General features: G+C 39.2%; 18 protein-coding genes. 9 read left to right on the forward strand and 9 right to left on the reverse strand.

The annotated features are described in order from the left end of the window. Nucleotides 1–13 precede the first annotated feature (13 nt). Entirely contained in the window at nucleotides 14–1,201 is a 1,188-nt protein-coding gene (locus EHW67_RS19610; RefSeq protein ID WP_126164073.1) for an acetate/propionate family kinase, read from the forward strand. Nucleotides 1,202–1,342: 141 nt separating this feature from the next. On the opposite strand, the gene EHW67_RS19615 is transcribed toward EHW67_RS19610, so the two are convergent. Beyond that, entirely contained in the window at nucleotides 1,343–1,552 is a 210-nt protein-coding gene (locus EHW67_RS19615) for a YgaP family membrane protein (protein WP_126164074.1), read from the reverse strand. A 253-nt stretch (nucleotides 1,553–1,805) separates the two neighbouring features. Between EHW67_RS19615 and EHW67_RS19620 the strand changes: the two genes are divergently transcribed. The 3 genes from EHW67_RS19620 (at nucleotide 1,806) to EHW67_RS19630 (ending at nucleotide 4,874) form a co-directional block, all read left to right on the forward strand. Further along, a complete protein-coding gene (locus EHW67_RS19620) occupies nucleotides 1,806–2,192 on the forward strand; it encodes a hypothetical protein (RefSeq protein WP_126164075.1) in 387 nt (128 codons plus the stop codon). A gap of 5 nt (nucleotides 2,193–2,197) precedes the next feature. Further along, complete coding sequence (locus tag EHW67_RS19625) at nucleotides 2,198–3,880, forward strand: ABC1 kinase family protein (protein WP_126164076.1); 1,683 nt, start codon at nucleotides 2,198–2,200, stop codon at nucleotides 3,878–3,880. A gap of 229 nt (nucleotides 3,881–4,109) precedes the next feature. Then, nucleotides 4,110–4,874 (forward strand): exodeoxyribonuclease III, encoded by a 765-nt coding sequence (locus EHW67_RS19630; protein ID WP_126164160.1) that lies wholly within the window; start codon nucleotides 4,110–4,112, stop codon nucleotides 4,872–4,874. A 4-nt stretch (nucleotides 4,875–4,878) separates the two neighbouring features. Here the strand turns inward: EHW67_RS19630 and EHW67_RS19635 are convergent, their stop codons facing one another. From EHW67_RS19635 to EHW67_RS19645, 3 genes are all read right to left on the reverse strand, one after another. Beyond that, nucleotides 4,879–5,235, reverse strand: a complete 357-nt coding sequence (locus EHW67_RS19635) for a hypothetical protein (protein WP_126164077.1) — start codon at nucleotides 5,233–5,235, stop codon at nucleotides 4,879–4,881. Nucleotides 5,236–5,282: 47 nt separating this feature from the next. Then, entirely contained in the window at nucleotides 5,283–5,681 is a 399-nt protein-coding gene (locus tag EHW67_RS19640; RefSeq protein WP_126164078.1) for a hypothetical protein, read from the reverse strand. A gap of 697 nt (nucleotides 5,682–6,378) precedes the next feature. Further along, a complete protein-coding gene (locus EHW67_RS19645) occupies nucleotides 6,379–6,873 on the reverse strand; it encodes a hypothetical protein (RefSeq protein ID WP_126164079.1) in 495 nt (164 codons plus the stop codon). Between the two features lie 166 nt (nucleotides 6,874–7,039). Between EHW67_RS19645 and EHW67_RS19650 the strand changes: the two genes are divergently transcribed. From EHW67_RS19650 to EHW67_RS20845, 3 genes are read left to right on the forward strand one after another with little or no spacing between them, the layout of a single operon-like run. Beyond that, nucleotides 7,040–7,369 (forward strand): YtxH domain-containing protein, encoded by a 330-nt coding sequence (locus tag EHW67_RS19650; RefSeq protein ID WP_126164080.1) that lies wholly within the window; start codon nucleotides 7,040–7,042, stop codon nucleotides 7,367–7,369. Between the two features lie 5 nt (nucleotides 7,370–7,374). Then, on the forward strand, nucleotides 7,375–7,719 hold the full coding sequence (locus EHW67_RS19655) for a hypothetical protein (RefSeq protein ID WP_126164081.1): 345 nt from the start codon (nucleotides 7,375–7,377) through the stop codon (nucleotides 7,717–7,719). Nucleotides 7,720–7,722: 3 nt separating this feature from the next. Then, the gene (locus EHW67_RS20845) at nucleotides 7,723–7,947 is read left to right on the forward strand and encodes a DUF6327 family protein (RefSeq protein ID WP_126164082.1); all 225 of its coding nucleotides are present in this window, start codon (nucleotides 7,723–7,725) and stop codon (nucleotides 7,945–7,947) included. A gap of 26 nt (nucleotides 7,948–7,973) precedes the next feature. On the opposite strand, the gene EHW67_RS19665 is transcribed toward EHW67_RS20845, so the two are convergent. Further along, a complete protein-coding gene (locus tag EHW67_RS19665) occupies nucleotides 7,974–9,044 on the reverse strand; it encodes a response regulator (protein WP_126164083.1) in 1,071 nt (356 codons plus the stop codon). After that, nucleotides 9,022–11,775: a PAS domain S-box protein gene (locus EHW67_RS19670; protein WP_126164084.1), complete on the reverse strand. Its 2,754-nt coding sequence runs from the start codon at nucleotides 11,773–11,775 to the stop codon at nucleotides 9,022–9,024. The genes EHW67_RS19665 and EHW67_RS19670 overlap by 23 nt, the downstream gene beginning before the upstream one ends. Before the next feature lie 268 nt (nucleotides 11,776–12,043). Here EHW67_RS19670 and EHW67_RS19675 point away from each other — a divergent pair, with 268 nt between their 5' ends. Next, the gene (locus EHW67_RS19675) at nucleotides 12,044–12,814 is read left to right on the forward strand and encodes a patatin-like phospholipase family protein (RefSeq protein WP_126164085.1); all 771 of its coding nucleotides are present in this window, start codon (nucleotides 12,044–12,046) and stop codon (nucleotides 12,812–12,814) included. Nucleotides 12,815–13,042: 228 nt separating this feature from the next. On the opposite strand, the gene EHW67_RS19680 is transcribed toward EHW67_RS19675, so the two are convergent. Continuing rightward, complete coding sequence (locus EHW67_RS19680; protein ID WP_126164086.1) at nucleotides 13,043–13,507, reverse strand: Hsp20/alpha crystallin family protein; 465 nt, start codon at nucleotides 13,505–13,507, stop codon at nucleotides 13,043–13,045. Between the two features lie 213 nt (nucleotides 13,508–13,720). Here EHW67_RS19680 and EHW67_RS19685 point away from each other — a divergent pair, with 213 nt between their 5' ends. Next, entirely contained in the window at nucleotides 13,721–16,225 is a 2,505-nt protein-coding gene (locus EHW67_RS19685) for a cation-translocating P-type ATPase (RefSeq protein ID WP_126164087.1), read from the forward strand. Nucleotides 16,226–16,229: 4 nt separating this feature from the next. Here the strand turns inward: EHW67_RS19685 and upp are convergent, their stop codons facing one another. Both upp and EHW67_RS19695 read right to left on the reverse strand, forming a co-directional pair. Next, nucleotides 16,230–16,883 (reverse strand): uracil phosphoribosyltransferase, encoded by a 654-nt coding sequence (gene upp, locus EHW67_RS19690; protein ID WP_126164088.1) that lies wholly within the window; start codon nucleotides 16,881–16,883, stop codon nucleotides 16,230–16,232. Beyond that, a complete protein-coding gene (locus tag EHW67_RS19695; RefSeq protein WP_126164089.1) occupies nucleotides 16,880–17,983 on the reverse strand; it encodes a site-2 protease family protein in 1,104 nt (367 codons plus the stop codon). Before EHW67_RS19695 ends, upp begins: the two co-directional genes overlap by 4 nt. Nucleotides 17,984–18,194 lie beyond the last annotated feature (211 nt).

Raw genomic sequence — 18,194 nt, forward strand, 5'->3', positions numbered from 1 at the left:
CAAACCCTCAGCAATGAATATTCTTATAATAAATGCCGGTAGTTCTTCTATTAAGTTTAAGTTGATTTCAATGCCTGACGAGCAGCTGCGCTGCAATGGGCTAATAGAACGCATTGGCTCTGATGAGGCCGTAATTAAATATTCATCAAAAGAAATAGAGTTAGAGGAAGTACAGCCCATACCACTACACAAGGCTGGATTTCATAAAATGGCCCACTTGCTGTTGCACCCCAAACATGGGGTAATAAAAAATACGGATGATATAAAGGTTGTAGCCCATAGGGTGGTGCATGGTGGCAATTCCTTTTCAGATACCACCCTTATTGATAAGTCCGTAAAAGATAAAATAAAAGAGCTGTCCGTTTTGGCGCCTTTGCACAACCCCCATAATTTGGAAGGTATAGTTCTGGCAGAGCAGACCTTCCCAAAAGCCCAACAAATAAGTGTCTTTGATACGGCATTTCACCAAACCATGCCCATTAAGGCCAAGAAGTATGCCTTGCCCAATGAAATGTATCAACACGGTATACAAGCCTACGGATTTCATGGTACCAGCCATAAATATGTTTCGGAGAAGGCCATTGCCATTTTACAAAAGAAGCCTTCCAAAATAATTAGTGTGCACCTAGGCAATGGATGTAGCATAACCGCCATACAAAATGGAAAAAGTATTGATCACAGCATGGGATTTGCCCCTGCAAACGGCTTAATAATGGGGTCTAGATGTGGGGATATAGATCATTCCATCCTTTTTTATATGGTTAATGATCTTGGATATAGTATGGAAGAGGTAAATAAAATACTTACTAAAAAAAGTGGTATGCAGGGCCTAACCGGGCATAGTGACCTACGGGATATAGAAGCTAAGGCCATGGACGGTAATACGGACTGCATTATGGCCCTGGAAATGAACGCCTATCGTATAAAAAAATATATAGGAGCCTATACAGCCGCCATGAACGGCCTAGATGCCCTTATATTTACTGCCGGCATAGGTGAAAATTCCAGTAAGCTGAGAAAACTAGTGTGCACGGAAATGGAATATTTAGGGCTAGATCTAGACCATAGCAAGAATGAATTAAAATCCCAGGATATAAGGGAGGTACAGACAACCGATTCCAAGGTGAAAATTTTGGTGATTCCCACCAATGAGGAGTTGGAAATAGCCAAACAAACATTCGGATTGATTACAAAGCAATAGGTTTTCAAAGGGTACAATTAGGTAATACCTTCCTTGGGTCATACACGCCCAGTTAAAACCAATTTATATCCTATGGGGGTACCAAAGAAAAACCAAAGCCCTCCCCTAGTGCCCAACCAAATTATTCAACTTAGCTCTTGGCTACTGCTCCTTCATATTACATGTACGGATTCCGAAGGGTCTATAAAGGGGACAAAAACCCATTAGACTGGTCAGAAAAAAGACTACCGCCAAAACTACTAGTAGTATACCCCAGATACCAGAGATTGTTCCGGTGTAAAAGAGCCACACTAAAACGGCTGCGACCATAAAACGCAGTATGCGGTCCAAATTTCCCATATTTTTTTTCATATCATTAATTTAAGTTATACAATTTTTAGACTATTACATATTTCAATTTACTGGTACTAGACCTAGGGACCAATAACCATATATTTATTTTTATCATTCCTACAACAATCTTACATACCACAGCCATAGAATAATAATGCTTATAAAAGTATATGGATAAAACAAAGTAAACCTAAAAGGAAAGCAACTAAAATGACTTATATCATTTTAGGGGTTATCACATTTAAATAGTTTTGTGGTTAATTAATCTGCAATGGAAAAAGAAATAGTTTATATATCCAATCTACATTTTGAAGAAGAGGTCTGGAGACGTCAACTCTATTGTTGGCAGGACGAACTGATTTTCTTCTATAACAGACTCAGTGAAATGGCTACTAGATGGATTTCCAAAGAGGAGCTGGCCAAATTAGAATATTTTCAAAATAGATTTACCCGCCATGATGGGGCCATAGAAGACTTGCTGGAAGCCATACAAGTCCACGAAAAAAGAATAAGCCGCCAATATACAGAAGAAAGCACCAAGAGCGATAACTACCTAATATCAAAACATTTGGGTTTTAGAAGCAAAATGGAGTCCCAACAAAAAATTTATACCGATCTCAAAAAGGAATTCTTTCTTTATTTTACCCAGAATCAATAGATTTTATGTTCGGCATTAAACTTCCCAAGAAACAGGATCTTAAAAGGTACAGTACACTTTTGACCGTACTTACCAAATACGGATTTGAAGATGTTATGGCCAATAGCCCGGCTTCAAAGATTATTCCCAAAAGCTATCTCGCCAAACATCCTGAAACCGAAACATTGCTATCCCTTTCTACATTTGAGCGCATTAGAATGGCCCTAGAGGAATTAGGTCCGTCTTACATAAAACTGGGACAAATATTGAGTAACCGGGAAGATATGCTACCACCAGAGCTGACCAAAGAACTGGAAAAATTGCAGGACCATGTTCCCGCCCTAAAAAATTTTGAGGTAGAAAAAGTAATATCGGAATCCTTGGATATTATATGTGCAGACTACTTCCTTTCCATAGACCCAGACCCTATTGCTGCCGCCTCACTATCCCAGGTTCACAGGGCTCAATTGCTAAACGGAGACATGGTAGCACTAAAAATACAACGGCCAAATATACAGGAAATCATAGCCTCGGACATATCTATTATGAAAGACCTGGCAAATGCCCTGGAAAAATATAGCGATAAAATAGAGGCTTTTCAACCTCAAAAATTGGTGGATTCTTTTGAAAAAAGCATAAACGAAGAGCTGAGTTTTAAAAAGGAAATGGGACACATGGAACATTTTGCCAACAATTTTAAAAATAATGAGGCCATCCATGTTCCCATGATATACAGCGAGCTCAGCAATGATCAAATTATTTGCATGGAATTTGTAGACGGCATAAAAGTGTCTAACCTAGAGCTATTACAAGAGCACAATATTGATTCCAAGGCAGTGGCAAAAGTTGGAATAGATCTATATCTGGAACAGGTCTTGGAACACGGATTTTTCCATGCAGATCCACATCCAGGAAATATCTTTGTACTGCCAAAAACTCAAAAGGTCTGCTTTATAGATTTTGGAATGATGGGAACCATAATGCCCAAAGACATAGAGGCCTTGACCGAGCTTCTTATTTGCTTTTTAAAAAAGGACGTTCACAAAATAATCCCCATCCTAAAAGAAATAGCAATAAAAACAGAAATCACTGATGAAAAAAAATTGGAATATGATCTATATGAACTAATTGAAGGGGTAAGCAATACGGCTATCAAAAACATTAGCCTGGGTACTACAATGGAGCAATTTAAAACAGTACTCTACGAAAACAAAATTACTATTCCCCATTATCTATACATGCTAATCCGTGCGTTGGTTATAATTGAAGGGGTAGGCCTAAAACTTGATCCTGATTTTAATATTACCAACAACCTAAAGCCTTTTATGTCTAAAATTGGTCGTAAGAGATTTGGTCTAAAACGATTTCTATCAAAAAATTTGGACCGCTTTCAGGAATACAACCTACTGCTGGATAGTCTTCCCGGGGACATCAATGAGATAATGGATAAGGTTAAAAGTGGCCAGTTGGTAATGGTTCATGAACACAAAGGCCTTAATAAGTTCAGGGAGTCTATGAGAACAGCCATTAACCGCCTGGTCTATGCGGTTATTATAGCGGCACTCTCCATTGGTTCGGCACTTTTGGTAATGGCCGATATGCCACCGAAAGTTAATGGCATACCCCTTTTGGGTGCAATTGGTTTTATACTATCTGCCATCTTGGGAATATTCATAATGATTTCAATTTATAGGAATAAGGATTTATAAAAATACTAGTATCCAACAACTACACTTACTATATTTAATGTAAATTAAAGAGGTATCCTTCTAGCTATCAATACCCTTATTTTTCAGTGATGTGGGCGTTTACTCTTATGAACGGATTTTAAAAGTAGTTTTGGTTTTAAACCTAGTCTATTATTTTTTATACTTATCCATTTTATTATCTTTAATCTGGCTTTATTGATATTGACCAATCCTAATTAAGTTAAGAGTGATGAAATTAATTTCCTGGAATGTTAACGGCATTAGGGCTGCCGTTAAAAAAGATTTTTTTGAATCGGTAAACGCAATGGATCCAGATGTTCTGTGCTTACAAGAAACCAAGGCACAGGATGCCGAGGTTGCGGATACCTTGACTCCACTGGACCAGTACACCCTACATAGTAATTCAGCTGAAAAAAAAGGCTATTCCGGAACAGCTATGTTAAGTAAAATGGCCCCCAAGGCGGTTACCAATGATATGCAGGTTCCTGAACACGATTCGGAAGGACGAATTCTTTGTGCCGAATACGATAATTTCTATTTGGTAAATGTTTACGTCCCCAATTCGGGACAAAAATTGGACCGATTGGATTATCGCAAAAAATGGGATGCAGATTTTCTGGCGTATCTAAAAAAATTGGAAAAGACAAAGCCCGTTATTGTGTGTGGCGATTTTAATGTAGCTCATAGGCCCATAGATCTAAAGAACGATAAATCCAATTATAACAAGACTGCCGGATATACACAGATTGAAATTGACGGAATGGACAATTTCATAGAGTATGGTTTTATAGATACATACAGACATTTTAATCCCGATACGGTAGCCTATACTTACTGGAGCTATCGCTTTAAGTCGCGAGAACGAAATACAGGTTGGCGTATCGATTATTTTTTGGTGAGTCCCAAGCTAAAGGAAAAGATCAAATCGGTAAAAATTTATTCAGACATCATGGGCTCCGATCATTGCCCAATTGGCTTGGAAATTGATTTGTAGGTGATTACTGATTTTCCAAATACTGGCTTAGGACACTTACTTGAAAGTTGCCTACCACTGGTAGTTTAACATCGGCATTAATAAGAACCAGTCCATAGGCCAAATGGGACAGTTTACAGTCCTTCACAATATGTTTGCCCGCTCCTGTAAACACTGGCTTAAAATGCTTCTCTATCTTCATGCCTGATGACTTTCCCACATTCATGGCCTTGACAACAGCCTCTGTGATTTGCCTAGGGGTAAGCCCCTGATCAAGAAAATCACTGGCCAAATGTTTCATGTGTAAACTATAGTAAAATTCCGTGAAGCTGGCAATACTATCTGCCGGCTTATGTTCTTTAGTAAAAATAGCGATTTCCATAAAATTATATTTTTTATTTGGCCATTATAAAACTATATGATCTAACATTACAATTTCCTTGCATACCCAAAAACCATTTTTTTAAACTCCCTAAAATCGTTTGTAAACAGGTCCATTTGTTCCTTCAGGCTTTGGTGCTTCTCCCGGTAATCATCATCGGCCAATTTTTCTTCACCCTGCTCCATACGTGACAACAGCTTTTGATGTGCCACTATCGCTTCGGTTAAATAATCAAACAAGGCTACATGAATCTTATCCAAATAGTGTAGGACCTGTCCGTATTGGGACTCACTTATTTGCTTTCTATCCAATAGTTCGCCAAAGAAAAGCGCTTCATCTTTCCAAAAAGCAATGCGGTTCAACCATTCCCTACTCTCTTGGTGAAGTACATTGAGTGCAACACCCAATAGTTTTTCCTTGTTGGCCTTTGACGATTCTAAATCCATAGGATATTATTTTAATTCCGAGGGTATAAGCGTTTTCCTTTTTATACAAGAATACCTGTATATCAAAAATGCAAACTTCCTCCTTTATATGTTATGATATAGATCAGTATGCGATAGCTCCATCCCCCATAAAAATTAAAACAACACAAAAATTGCAGGAACTGATCTAGGTCATTTTACCTTACACCCCAATCCCTTAACTTTGCCCCACAATTAGCCTCAAAGTAGTTCTTTGAAGACCTAAAAATATGTTTACCGGCCATAATAATATGGCGGGTAATCAATTAGAAGGTGTTGGAGATGCCTTAGACCTTGTAATGAAGATTCACTGACAATAGTCAGAATAAGATTCATTACCGTAAGTGTAACAGGCAAACGCAATACCTTCTTTTTTATAAACGGGAACTTTAAGTAAGCCTCCCTGTTTAAGTATAAAGTACATGACACCAGTTCCCTTTACAGCGATGTTTGGGAACTATATAGACGGGAGCGATACCGGTTGTTCTAAAATCGACTTTTAAATCATGTTAGCAATAATATGGCTTAATGGCAAGAATGGCAGTACAAACGGAATTTAACCCCAATAGGGAAACAGTAGGGCTAGGTCTACTGTTTCTTTTTTTGTAGTAACACCTCTACAGTCTTTTTGAGGATTAATTGGTTTCTATACCGTAATTCTACCCCACAACAGTATACCTTAACCAGTTTTTGCCAACCTATTTTCAACTTCTTCCAACTCCTTATCCTTACCTCTGATCAGCAATAAGTAATGGCAATCTATTAGCTTCTTAAGGTAGTGAGTGACATCTTTTTCCGATATTCCCAGTCCTCTAAGGATACCATATGGGCCAGCTGTCATTTCTCCCAAGGCCTTACCATCCAAATCATGCAAAAAAAGTGGAACCAATGGACCACATACGAATACGGTCCCGACTTCTGGATTACTGAACAATCCAAAATCCGATTTCGTTCCCAGTAGCCCTTTCCAATTTTTCTTTATATCCTCTTTGGAACCATTTAATTGCTTCTCTGTTGCAAGATAGTCGTATTCCATTTTTCCCAAGACCGACAATTGTAATGTGTCCTTTGATTGTTTACGGATAATTTTGATGGATTTCTCCATTTTCCGCTTGTTGTGAAAGTCCTTAATTAAAAAGCGCCGTGACACCTGTTTATGAACCCTAGATTTCATATGTTCTAAGTTTATAATGTTGGGGGGGGTTGGTAATTTCGGCTCTGACAAATTAAGGACTATTTCCCAATAGTCATATGATTTAAATCATTTCAAATAGATAGTGATGGGTTTATTTTTGAGGTACGATAATTAGTTAATTAAAAAACCTTAAAATACAGGAATCATGACAAATAATAATGGAAATGTCCTTTTGGCATTGTTGACGGGTGCTGCTATTGGCGCAGGAATAGGAATCTTATATGCTCCGGACAAGGGGGTGGAGACCAGACATAAAATTAAACAAAAAGTTGGGGAAACCAGTCAAGACTTGGCAGAGCGGATTTCCCATGCCAAGGATGAACTCACCAAAACAGCAGAAGAGAAAAAAGATAAGTTTGATAGAAAATTGGATGAAGCCATATCTACAATGAGTTATAAGGCCGACGATATTATAGCTACACTGGAGCGTAAACTGGAAGACCTGAAAAAGAAGAATGCCCAATTACAAAAATAAGCGGAATGGCCTTGGACAATATTAAGCAAGACCTTATGGAGGCCGAGACCAATATAAGGTCTTATTTGGAAAACAGTGAGGAATATACCAAGCTTAAGATATTTAAGGTATTGATGAAGTTTGTAACCATTTTTGCACAAATATTCCTTATTGGTGCCCTGATTTTATTGGCCTTGGTTTTACTGTCTTGGGCAGTCTCCAACGCTTTGAACCAAACTTTGGACAGTCCCTATATGGGATTCTTTATAGTTGGTACGGGTTACCTATTAATTGCTATTGTTTGCTATCTTTTAAGGGACAGGATCAACAGGCCTATTTTGCGTAAATTTTCAAAACATTACTTTGATTGAACTATGGGAAAGCAATACAATTCCTTCGAAGAGATTGATGAACGTCTTAAAGTTTTAAGCTTGTTAAGGGACATTGAGGTGGAAAGCCTAAAACTAAGCCTCAACCGTACTAAATCTGCTATGCATCCTCTGAAATTGGCCGGAAATTTCAAAGGTTCTATTCAAAAATTACTCCTAGTCTTCGCCATTAAAAAATTAAAAATGTTTTTCGGTAAGAACAAAAAATAGCATTCTTCAAGCTAATGAATGACAGCCTACTTAAAGTCGGCCACATTTCTCAAACCTTTTTTATCCAAAATAACTATTCTACGACCGTGATCTGTAGTAATAAGACCTTCATCCTTAAAATCTGTTAAGGTACGTATGGCGGTTTCCGTTGCCGTGCCTATCATCCCGGCAAAATCTTCTCTGGGTATACCAATCCCACTTCTTGCATTGTCCTGTATAACACGTTTATCATAAAGTTCCAATAGTGCCTTTGCCGCCCTTTGTCTAACAGACGCATAGGCCATATCTACCAGTTGCTCCTGAAGATGCATTAGGTTATTGGAAATCATACTAATAAATTTCTGGGACACAATGGCGTTACCGTACAACAGTTTGGTAAAATCCTCCCTAGGAATGGAACATAGCTGTGCATCCTCCAAAACTGTTGCATTTTCCACATAAGTCCTATCAGTATTCAAGAGAGAAAGCTGTCCTATAAAATTGCCTGCACCATAGATACCGGTTACAAATTCCTTCCCAGATTCTGTACTCTTATACGTTTTTATACTTCCACTTTCAATAAAATACATGGCATGGGCATTATCCCCTTCCCAGAAAACAACCTCTTTTTTTTCATAGGTTTTAAGGGGGTAATCTTTGGAAAGACTCTCCATATCCATATAACTGGAGGCCTCGTCCAAAAAGGTACTGAGTCCTTCCCTGTTTTTTGCAATCTCTTTCCTTAGAAAGTCGTTTTTCTGTATACGGCTGGCAATGGCTTCCAATAATTCCTTATCCTCAAAGGGTTTGGTCAAATAATCATCTGCCCCCATATTCATTCCCAACCGCATATCTTCCCGTTCTGTTTTGGCAGTTAAAAAAATAAAAGGGGTACTGGCAGTAGAGGTATTTTTACTCAGCACCTCCAAAACACCATATCCATCCATCTCCGGCATCATAATATCGCAGACCACCACATCTGGTCTAAACTCTTTGGCCATTTCCACCCCTATTTTGCCATTCTCGGCAGTGGCCACTTGGTAATTGGCCAATTCCAAAATTTCGGCCGTGTTTTCCCTAACATCTTTGTTATCGTCAATTAACAGTATTCTTTTCATTTTCGTGAATATTTAAAGGGAGTTGTAGGGTAAATATGCTGCCTTGGCCCGGCTTACTCTTAAAATTGATACTACCTCCCATAAGCTCTGTATATTGCTTCACAATATGCAGCCCAAGGCCTGTTCCTTGTAGATTAGTGGCATTCTCCGCCCTAAAAAAGCGCTGGAAAAGCTTATCCTGGTCCTCCTCCGGTATTCCTATACCCATATCCTTAACATGTATTATTAAGCCTTTTGTGTTCCCTACAATATCTATATGAATAGTTTGGTTCTCATTGGAATACTTTATGGCATTTGATATTAAATTGAGTAATATGTGATTTAGTAACTTAGGGTCTAAATAAACCGACATCCAGGGCTTGGAGTAGTTTAATATTATCTTCTGTCCTTTTTTTTTGGTCAGTTCCAAATCTTCCAACAACCCTTTTATAAACTGGATTAGATCCAAGGGTTGTGGCTTTACACGTACCTTCCCTTCTTCCAATTTGCTTAAAGACAGAAAATCGTTAAGGATTACGACCAGGTCCTTCACATTATTCCTAATACGGGACACATGTTTTATTCGCCGTTCTTCCTTTCCAGGCTCATTTTGCTTTCCAATTAATATAGCCGATGAAAGTATAGCACTCAAGGGGGTACGAAACTCATGGGATGCCATGGAGATAAATCGGGATTTCAATTCATTGAGTTCCCGTTCGGCCTTAAGGGTTTTTTCAAGTTTGTGTTGTATCTGTTTCTGCTCGGTTACATTGTTGTAAACAAAAAGGGCCCATAATATTTTTTTGTGATCGGAATATAAGGGGGTGGAATTAACCGCGTAATTTTGATCTTCGAAATCAACTTCCAAGGAAATTTTATTGCCTTTTAATGTCTTTCTTATATCGTCTTTAATTTTAATGATCTGCTCCCTTGAGAAAAAAGAAATATCATCAATTTTCAGACCCTGCAACTCGGACTTATTAAAGTTCATCCGATCTAGCTCCTCCCCTTCCAGATATACCAGTTCGTAATTGGTGTTAAAGACCATAATTACCCCTTTGGGGAAATTATGGGCTATGGCGATAAACAAGGCCTGACTTAATTGAGCTTTTTTTTCTGCCATTTTGGTCTCCAGTACCTGATCCTCGAGATTTAAATTGGTAGACACCAATTTTTGAACGGTAGATTTAATTTCATGGGTTCGCTCCTCTACAATATCTTCTAGTTTGTTGGCGTATTCCTCCAACTTTTCCCTGTCTTGCTGAATTTGGGTAACATCGTTCTGAATACCTATAAAATGGGTTAATTTGTTGTTTTTGTCAAAGAGAGGGGTAACAGTTAAATCGTTCCAAAAAAGTGTGCCATCTTTGCGGTAATTTCTGAGGACTACTCTAGCAGACTCTCCTTTTTTTATTGCTTTGGACAAAGTTGCAATTTCGGGCTGCTCACAATCTCCATTTTGTAAAAACCTACAGTTTTTCCCCAACACCTCACTTTTGCTGTACCCTGTAATCTTAGAAAAGGCCTCATTAGCATATAATATTGGGAGTTTGGGCCGCTGTGCATCTACAATAATAATACCGTTTCCCGCAGCCTCCAACGCCCGGTTTCTAATATGAAGGGTATCCTCTATAGCCTTGGTTTCCGTAATATCCAAACCAGAACTTATGACCCCTATTATTTGATTCTCATTATTGCGCAACAATGCGTTGCGCCATTGAATAAGACGTTGTTCGCCATTGGCGGTCACAATAAAGTTTTCATAGCTATCCGGAGGCTCTATGATACCATCCATTATAGCGTTGAAAAGGGCGGTAAGTTCCTCTCTTTTGTTTGATGGGATAAATTCCTTGAACCAATTTTTGTGAAGCAGAGTATCTTGTTCATAGCCCAGTATTTCACATCCTTTTTTGTTGATCAATTCTATACAATGATCCTTATTTACAACAAGAAAGATAGAAGCCGACGAGTCCAAGTATTGATGGAGTCGCATTTTTTCTTTGGTCAGGGCCAGCCTACTTTGCATCTGCTCGGTAATATCCTGCATAAAACCTTCCAATCGTACAATATTTCCATTATTATCCTCTACACAAGAACCGCGTTCCAATATCCATTTTATTCTCTTGTTCGCCGTTAATATCCTATAGTAAAATTGATATCCTTTATTCTTTAAAATAGCTTCTTCCAACTCCAGCCCTATTCTAACCCTATCCTCTTCAAAGATGAGGGTAGACCAGTTAAGCCCTTTCTCACCATAAAATTGTTGGGGCCTATATCCACTAATTTCATGACAAGCCTCACTTATAAATTCCATGGTCCGTGAACTATTGGGCTTACAACTGTATACTATCCCATCAACATTTGAAACCAATGTTCGAAGCCTTCTATCGCTTTCAAAGATTGAAGTTTCTGCTGGCTTACAGTAGACAACGTTAAGAAGTTGACCTTTCAATCTATTTTGTACTATTCTTATGTCCAAGGCAAAGGTTGTTCCCTTTTTTCGCATGCCAACAATTGGGATAGAGTCAGAAGTTGGATTTTTTAACCTTGACCCTAGGGCTTTCTGTTTGGATTTTGGAATTAACCTCATCATGTTCGTCCCCTTTAACTCTCCTTTATCGTAACCGAACATGCGTTCTCCTGTACCATTTACAGTGAGTATGTTCCCTAAGGCATCAAGCACAAAAAACCCGGCTATTGAAGATTCTACCACAGCCTCTAAAAGCTCGTTATCTGTAATTTTTTCACTCATTGCTTTGGTCGGGTTTACGTTTTACCCATACTTGAATTGTAGGTAAAAAAGACAAGGGGTTATTTACATGCCGTTGTCAATGGACTCTCGCCATTTTAGGTATCGGGCTATCTTCCCATTAAGTTCGGTAAATTTATCGACCTCTGCAACTGTAAGAAATGATATCCGTCATAAGTTGGGACCAAAAAACCTAAAGTATGATTTAGGTCATATTTGTACTGCCATCAAAAAAATAATTTTGAGGTCATAACTTAAATACAATTACTGAATGACAACAGGTTTGGTTTTATCTGGAGGCGGAGTACGGGGTATTGCCCATATAGGAGCCATAAAGGCATTGGAGGAACATGGTATTGTTCCTTCCCATATTGCCGGCACAAGCGCTGGCGCTATTGTAGGTGCACTATATGCTGGTGGTTGCACCTGGCAAGAAATATTGGATTTTTTTAAAAAGACAGAGCTCTTTAGTCTAAACAATTATGCCAAGGGTAAACCGGGTTTTTTGGATACGGAAAAATTCTATGACCATTCTAAGACGTATCTCCCCCACAATTCATTTGACTCCATAAAAATACCATTGTATATCACGGCGACCAACCTATTGGACGGAACACTACATACTTTTCACAATGGAGAACTTATAAAACCGATATTGGCATCTGCAGCCGTTCCGGGATTTTTTGCCCCAGTACAAATGGCCGATGGATATTTTGTTGATGGCGGTACTTTGAACAATTTTCCGGTAGATCTTATCAGAGCACAATGTGACCATATCGTAGGCGTATATGTGAATCCATTTGCAAAGGTGGATATTAAAGACCTTAACCATGTCACTAAAGTATTGGAACGGGCTTATCAAGTAATGGTAACCCATGAAACTTCCCGTAAATTTAAAGATTGTGATCTATTGATACGTCCTATGAATATGGATAAATATGGCATCTTTTCCTTTAGGGCTATAGACAAAATTTTTGATTTGGGATACCGTGCCACCCAAGAGGCTCTGAAAAATTCCTCCATATCAATGAACCTTATTTGAACCCCTGAATCTGAAATAGTAAATTCATAATCACCCAAATAGCTCCACCCATTTTTTTAGGAGCACTAATATGCCGAGCCTAAGAATTAGGTCGCATAATAAAAAAAAGACCGAGTAGGCCCAGTTACATGTATTGTAATATAGTGTGCCCTCCTGACCTACCTACTCACATGGACATATTTTGGGTATAGACAGGAGGGCGACGTAAAAAAATAAACAAAAAACCAATTAAGTTATTTGCACCTTTTTGGGTGGTGTTTTTTTAGCCTCTTCCTTTTTAGCAAGATTAAAGCTCAATATACCGTCTTTGTACCCAGCTTTAATTTCTTCGTGTTTTACCGATTCGGGAAGCTGTAAGGAACGCTCAAAAGAGTTATAGCTAAATTCCCGCCGGGTATATTCATCTACCTTATCTTCTTTGGAAGCAGATTTTTCCGCTGCTATATTGAGACAGCCATCATCTATGGTAACTTCAAAATCCTTTTTTTGAAAACCAGGAGCGGCCAGTTCAATTTCGAAATGATCATCTGTTTCCCTAATATTTAGGGCAGGTTCCATCCTTTTACCGTTCCAAAAACGATCTGGCAGCATATCCCGGACCCATCTACGGTTGTCGAAAAAGTCGTCCATATCAAAAAAATCTTGGGTCATTAAATTACCGAAGGGCCTTCTTTTAAATTTAACTAGTGACATAATATCTGTATTTATAGGGTTAAACATTTTATAGTACCAAAATACACCCCTAAACCTCTCTACAAAATGATGTAAGTCAGTACCTAATTTATTTAACATTCTTTAAGAGCCTCCCCTATGCGTATAAGGATATGCCCTAACATTAACTGGTATTGCAAAAGATAGAAGGCTCACTGCTAACCTTTTTAGCTTTTTTATGTTAAATTAGAGCATATGATCAACCCTGCCGATTTTGAAATTCAAGGTTTGTCAGACGAAGCCGTTGAGCAGTCTAGAAAAACCCATGGTGAAAACATCATGAGCTATAGAAAGAAAGATGGTTTTTGGGATGCCCTTAAAAGTATTGCCAAGGAGCCTATGGTAATCCTACTGATCGTGGCCTCTTCTATTTATTTTATTAGCGGTAATAGCGGTGACGGTATATTTCTTGCCTTGGCCATAGTCTTGGTGGCCTCTATTTCCTTCTATCAAGATTCCCGTAGTAGAATAGCCCTGGAAAAACTTAAAAACTTAACACAACCCAAGAGTAAGGTAATTCGCAATGGGGTTGTGCTAGAAATAAAGAGTGAGGAATTGGTGATTGGCGATAGCCTTATGATAGAGGAAGGTAATACCATACCGGCCGATGGCACTATAGTGCATTCCAATGATTTTTCGGTAAATGAATCCTTACTTACCGGAGAATCCCTTTCTGTTTTCAAAGATACCAGTAAAGAGGACAACCAGATTTTTGGGGGCACCACAGTAGCTAGTGGACTTGCTGTTGCCACCATAACAAAAATAGGCAACAACACCCGATTGGGCAAAATTGGGAAGAGTATGGAAAGTATTCAAGAGGAGAAAACGCCCTTGGAACAGCAGATTACCAGCTTTGTCAAAAACATGTCTATCTGGGGAGGGATAATTTTTTTATTGGTGTGGGCCATAAACTACTCTCAATCTGGAGCCGTATTGGACAGTTTGTTAAAGGCCCTAACACTGGCCATGAGTATACTTCCTGAGGAAATTCCGGTAGCCTTTACCACCTTTATGGCCTTGGGGGCATGGCGACTTATGAAAATGGGTATAGTGGTCAAACAAATGAAAACAGTGGAAACCTTGGGGAGTGCTACCGTTATCTGTGCGGATAAAACTGGGACTATTACACAGAATAAGATGCAACTTGCCAAACTCTTTACTTTGGAAACCGGAAGGGTTCTTCCCTATGACGGCTCTCTGTCCCCTGCCGAAGAAGAGCTTTTGACAACGGCCATGTGGGCCAGTGAACCCATTCCTTTTGATCCCATGGAAACTAGCTTACATGCTGCCTACAGCACCACAACCACCAAAGACCTACGCCCCCATTACAATATGGTACACGAATATCCATTGGGCGGTAAACCCCCAATGATGACCCATGTTTTCCAAAATAAGGAGGGCCACCGCATTATTGCAGCCAAAGGTGCTCCCGAAGCTCTTATTGCAACTTCCAAACTTAGTGCCATAGAAAAAAAACAACTATCAGAAATTATAGCACAATTAGGTAGGGATGGGTACCGGCTGTTGGGTGTTGGACAATCTTATTTCAGGGGCAATGACTACCCCCAAAACCAACAAGATCTATCTTTTGCCTTTAAGGGTATAGTAGCCTTTTACGACCCCCCAAAGGAAAATATACCTGAGGTACTGAAAGATTTTGGCAAAGCGGGTATCAAAGTAAAGTTGGTCACAGGGGACAATGCGGCAACAGCCATGGCGATTGCCAAACAAGTCCATTTCCCTGGTTATGATAAAAGCATGTCCGGGGAAGAGCTTATGAAATTAAGTGATAGCGAATTGGAACAAAAGGTGATGGACATACAAATTTTCACCCGTATGTTCCCAGAGGCAAAAGTACGAATTGTGAACGCCATAAAGGCCAATAAGGAAGTAGTTGCCATGACCGGTGACGGGGTAAATGATGGGCCGGCACTCAAAGCTTCGCACATTGGTATTGCCATGGGAAAGAAAGGTACAGAAATAGCGAAACAGGCCGCCTTATTAATTTTAGTGGACGACGATCTTTCCAAAATGGTAGATGCTATTGCTATGGGCCGTAAAATTTATGGAAATTTAAAAAAGGCCATACAGTATATCATTTCCATTCATATCCCTATTATATTAACGGTGTTCATCCCTTTGGCCTTGGGCTGGGCGTACCCCTCAATTTTTTCACCCTCCCATGTAATTTTGTTGGAACTCATTATGGGCCCCACCTGCTCTATTATTTATGAAAATGAACCCATGGAAAAAAATGCCATGGTTAAAAAACCCAGACCATTTACAACCACTTTTTTTAAGTTTAGGGAACTGGTAACAAGTATCATTCAAGGTTTGGTCATTACCCTTGGAGCCCTAATGGTCTATCAATACGCCATTTACCAGGGCTTTAACGAAGCCATTACCAGAACCATGGTGTTTATGGTATTGATAAGTGCCAATATTTTTCTTACCCTGGTCAACCGTTCTTTCTACTATTCTATGTGGACCACACTGAAATACAAAAATAATTTGGTACCCCTTATCATATCCATTACCCTTATTTTGTCAGGGCTCTTGCTTGTAGTCTCCCCGCTAACGGTTTTTTTTAAATTTGAGACCTTGACCCTAGAGCAGGTGTCCACCTCCTTTGTGGTTGGTATGTTATCTGTAATGTGGTACGAACTCGCAAAATGGATAAAGAGATCTAGAAATATATAAAAAGCTACAATTTTTCCCCATAGGCCAAATCACCTGCATCTCCTATACCCGGAATAATATAGCCCTTATTGTTAAGTTGGGCGTCAATGGCCGCAATCCAGAGCTGGGTGTTCTCTGGAAACACTTCCGTTATATGTTCTATGCCAAGCGAGGAACCAATCACGGAGATAATATGTATTTGACGGGGCGTACCGTGCTTTTTTAAAGCCTTGAGTACATTTTCCAAGGTTTTTCCTGTAGCCAACATGGGATCTGTTAAAACCAAGGTCTTATTTTCTAAGGAAGGTGCTGCAAAATAATTTACTATTACCTCAAAGGCATCCTCATCCCCTCTATGATGTCTGTAAGCGGAAATAAATGCGTTTTCTGCCGCATCAAAGTAGTTCAGAAGTCCTTGATGCAATGGAAGGCCTGCCCGTAATACAGAACACAATACAAGTTCATCGTTTGGCAAAGACATTTCCTTGGATCCCAAAGGCGTCTCAACCAATTTACTTTTATAGCTAAGGGCCTTGCTCAATTCATACCCCAAGATTTCCCCAATACGTTCAATATTCCGTCTAAAGCGCATACTATCCTTCTGTATGTTGACGTCCCTAATTTCGGCAACAAATTTATTCAATAGGGAGTTTTCTTCTCCTAGCCTATGGATAATCATAAATTGTGGTTTTGATTCCAAGATACGGATTTCAATAAAATAAACTCACTAATGTTCCCCATGTCAATGGCCCCGATCAACTTTTCATTTCGGGTTACAGGAAAAAACTTTTTCTTCTCCTTTCCTATTAAATCCAGTACTTTGGTTATTTCCAAGGCTTCATCTACCACTTTAAAATCCTGGTCCATAATCTCCTGTACCCTTAGGGAAGGGTTTTGGGCATGTTTTATAATATTTTTTTGGGTAACGATGCCCATAATCCTGTCATTATTGGCAACAACAAAATCCTTCTCATTACTAGCCAACAATACATCTATCACCTCTTGTACAGTCTGCTCCGGATGCAAGACTGTAATCTGCGTAAGGGTGGCTTCCTTAACAAGGTGCCCCTTTAACAACGAATTTCTTTTCACCATTTCATTTTCCCCATAAGCTCCAAAAAATATAAAGAAGGCAATCAATATTAAAAAAGGATTAACAAAGAAACCAAGGACAAAAAATAATATGGCCAAGGCCTGACCAATAGCAGCTGCTATACCAGTAGCTTGTACCCTTCCCAACCTGAACGACAATAAGGCTCTTAAAACCCTACCCCCATCCATCGGAAAGGCCGGAATCAAATTAAAGACCACCAACATTATATTGGCAACAAATAGGTAGAACAGAAAATTTTGGAATGAAGGCTCATAGAGCAATTCCTCCACCACTACATTGTCAAAATTAAAATAGCTCTGCATAGGAATCACCAAATACAACAAAAAGGCAATCACAACATTTACAGCGGGGCCAGCTAGTGCTACCAGCAGTTCCTGTCCGGGCTTCTCGGGCATTTTGTCCAAGGTAGCAACCCCTCCAATAGGAAGTAGAATTATTTTTCGTGTTTTTATCTTGAATTGTCTGGCAGTAAGGGCGTGACCCAGCTCATGCATGACCACACAGGCCATTAATACCATAATAAATCCTTGGTTGATGGCCACCCTTTCCCAATCACCACTATTTTGAAATTCAATAAATCCTGCCCAAATCAACAACAAAGCAAAAGTCCAATGTACCTCTAAATTGATACCTGCTACGCGTCCTAATTTCAAAAATCCTTTCATACATATAATTTTAATCCAAGTTATTTCCGAAGGGGGACTTGGACAATGACATTTGTCATATCGTAATTTGGGGCTTCGGACTATTTTTATTAGGTTAATAGACAACAGCTGCCTAGTGGACTCTTATTAATTAGGTCCATTTACTCGATAATCGAGATTTAAACCTGACTGCCGCAAGCAGGTGCTCCGAGGTAATTTACTACGCCATACA

The organism is Arenibacter aquaticus, assembly GCF_003957295.1.
GTDB lineage: Bacteria > Bacteroidota > Bacteroidia > Flavobacteriales > Flavobacteriaceae > Arenibacter > Arenibacter aquaticus.